Origin of the sequence: Bartonella japonica, from assembly GCF_040545385.1 — a bacterium.
GTDB lineage: Bacteria > Pseudomonadota > Alphaproteobacteria > Rhizobiales > Rhizobiaceae > Bartonella > Bartonella japonica.
In genome coordinates this window covers 1-3,108 of sequence record NZ_JBEPLT010000043.1, presented here as the reverse complement: position 1 = coordinate 3,108, position 3,108 = coordinate 1, and the positions used below count along the sequence as shown (strand labels likewise).

Annotated in this window: 2 protein-coding genes and 1 pseudogene; 2 read left to right on the top strand and 1 reads right to left on the bottom strand. The window is 37.2% G+C overall.

Features of this window, described 5'->3' with window-relative positions:
• Positions 1 to 150 precede the first annotated feature (150 nt).
• The gene (locus tag ABID39_RS07730; protein ID WP_354187572.1) at positions 151 to 669 is read right to left on the bottom strand and encodes a hypothetical protein; all 519 of its coding nucleotides are present in this window, start codon (positions 667 to 669) and stop codon (positions 151 to 153) included.
• Between the two features lie 219 nt (positions 670 to 888).
• Here ABID39_RS07730 and ABID39_RS07725 point away from each other — a divergent pair, with 219 nt between their 5' ends.
• The gene (locus tag ABID39_RS07725) at positions 889 to 1,224 is read left to right on the top strand and encodes a hypothetical protein (RefSeq protein WP_354187570.1); all 336 of its coding nucleotides are present in this window, start codon (positions 889 to 891) and stop codon (positions 1,222 to 1,224) included.
• A pseudogene (locus tag ABID39_RS07720) lies at positions 1,205 to 2,314 on the top strand (PBSX family phage terminase large subunit); the annotation flags it as partial. The gene ABID39_RS07725 and the pseudogene ABID39_RS07720, both read left to right, overlap by 20 nt.
• Positions 2,315 to 3,108 lie beyond the last annotated feature (794 nt).

Below are 3,108 nucleotides of genomic sequence, written 5' to 3'. Positions count from 1 at the left end.
TATGCAAGAAGCACTAAGAGAAGCGCAATGCCTCTATAGACAGTATAATCTTTATGCAGCGCTACAGTATCTAGTTATAGAAGATCAAATACTACTATATCTTGTGAATTCATTGCGCGTTGCTCTTAATGCTCTTCATAAGCACTTTCATTAGACAATAAACTTGATCAACGCTATTATTAGTATTAACCAAAATATTATTCCCAAATATTCTTTTATACGAATTAATATAACGATTAAAACTAATAACCCTATAACTATTGTTCCTATTGTTGTATCCCACATATAAAGTGTAGTTAGTGACAAAATTATAGCACCAATGAAAACACACCCTGCAATCGGGATTAGACAATTCATAAAAACTATAGATATGATATCAAATTCTTCTCCATCGTCACGCATCGCTGTCATTATCCACACTGACACGCCCAAACTTATCATAGATATCGCTAGCAATATACATGCCACTATTTCTACTAAAGTACTATCAGATCCTACAATGAATATTATAGATAAAGGAATCCATGGAACAAACATTGGTAAAAATAGTGCAGTGCAGTACGCAACTATTTCCTTTTCCTTCCCTTGTTTTTTTAAGGCACGTATTGTCTGGAATAGCACTATTAAGAGAAATGCTATCAAAAATCCCACAAACCATAGTCCATCCATGATCATTACCTTCTCTTTTTTGACGATTCACTGTCTAAAACACTGTTTAATCGATTCTCTTTGAAATTATCAATATGTGTTATTATTATGTTGACAAAGTGTAGCAAATCGTATTTAATGACCTTACTGTACTTAGGCGTATTGTATCTAAGTGAGGGGTAAGTACAGTTAAAAATCCCTGCAAATGCGGGGTTTTTTATTATCCGGAGGGCGTATTTTATGACAACAGAAAATACAGAACAGACTCCCAAACCAATTAAAAAGAACATACCTCCAAGAGCCGGTCTAGGGCGGGTTAAAGGCATTCCGAACAAAATGACCCGTATTTTAAAAGAAGCCGTTGTGAGAGCTGCTGAGAATGCGGGGAATAAGATTGGCAATGAGGGGTTGATATCTTACTTGGAAAAACAAGCAATGGAATGTCCAGCGGCTTATTTAGCGTTGCTTGGTAAGGTGCTGCCTTTGCAGGTAACTGGCGAGGATGGGGGAGCGATAAAGATCATAGGGCGTGTAGAAATTGCTCCCTTAACAATGAATGACGACAAGACAGATTAAGATTGTTCCAAAGCTTATTCCTATTTTTACAGGCAAGGCATCTGTGCGTGCGGCTTGGGGTGGGCGAGGATCAGGAAAGACAAGATCATTTGCTTTGATGGCAGCTTTAAAAGGCTATCAATTGGGCATGGGAGGAATATCAGGTAATATCGTTTGTGCCCGTCAGTTTCAAAATTCTCTAGCTGAGAGTTCTTTGCAGGAAATTAAGCGTGCTATTGAAGATCATGATTTTTTGAGTTCTTATTATAAGATTGGGGAGTCTTCAATTAAGTCGAATGATGGGCGTATAGCCTTTCAGTTTATAGGTCTTGACCGCAATATAGCCAGTATTAAATCGATGGGGCGTATTTTGCTTTGTTGGGTTGATGAGGCAGAGCCAGTCACAGAGACAGCATGGCAGACGCTGATACCGACTTTACGTGAAGAAGGAGAGGGGTGGCATGCAGAATTGTGGATTACGTGGAATCCATTGCGTGAAAACGCTCCTGTAGAGCAGCGATTTCGCTTTTCAAAAAATGAAGCAATTAAAGGCGTTGAGGTAAACTGGTCAGACAATCCAAAGTTTCCAAAGCTTTTGAATGAAGCGCGGCTTGATGATTTTCATAACCGCCCTGAGTTTTATAAGCATATTTGGGAAGGTGGTTATCTTACCGCAGTTCAGGGAGCTTATTTCCAAAAGGAAATGTTGGCAGCTGAGCAGGAAGGGCGAATAGGGCGTGTTGCTCGTGACCCTTTGATGCAAATTCGTGCCTTTTGGGACATTGGGGGCACGGGAGCCAAGGCAGATGCGACAGCGATATGGATAGCTCAGTTTATTGGTAAGGAAATCAGAGTGCTTGATTATTATGAAGCACAAGGACAGCCGTTATCAGAGCACATAGGCTGGTTGCGATGCAATGGCTATGAGAAGGCATTGATGGTTTTACCTCATGATGGTGCAACGAGAGACCGTGTACACAATGTGAGCTTTGAGAGCGCTTTGAATGACGCCGGCTTTGAAACGCAAGTAATCCCTAATCAAGGGGCTGGTGCTGTTAAGATGCGGATAGAGGCGGTGCGGCGTATATTACCTTCAGTATGGTTCAATGAAGATAAACCGTATTATGCATAAAAAACTAATAAAGTCAATATGTTGAGTGTAATTATTTTATATGAATCCACTTAAGAATCCACACTTTTATACGTGATTCATTTGACCATTTTTTATATAAGATTGGCATCTATGAATAGACCATAAAAAGCAAATCATGATGTAAATATTATACCGCATGAGGGCATTCAATAAAATGAAAAACAGTTATTACTCATAACAGTTTATAAATTTTATGATATGTTTTTTTATCTCAGCACAAATCATATTGTTAAAAATTCAATCGTTTGAAATTATCGATAATACGTTTTAAAGATCACATCTTATTTTAAAGATTGGTTTGTTAATCGCATAAAGACCAAAATTATTGGTCGCCAAAATTGGCGAGCGCAAAATAGGGATCTGTCATAACAGCATCAATAATACCAAATATTTTAAAGATTGCATAAGAGGATTTAAAGACAAGATCACTTTTAAAACGCTTTCTAAAAATTTAGAAAATGATAGAGAGGTATTTTATATCTTATGAAATTGAAAGCCTTTATGAATGATATAACGCAAGCGAGCAAAAAACGTTTTAAAAGTTGCAACTTAAAAATACGAAGCCATAAGCAAATAAACTTCAAAACCGTTGTAATCTCATAAGGCATGGGATTTCTCTAAATTTTTAGACAAAAGATACAATATTAAAGAATGCTTTATTCTAAAAGGATAACACTTCCAAAATTGATTAGTGAATTTTGCTAGCCAAATATAGAGCAATTAATTTGCAAAGAAGTTATGTTTGAGTGCAA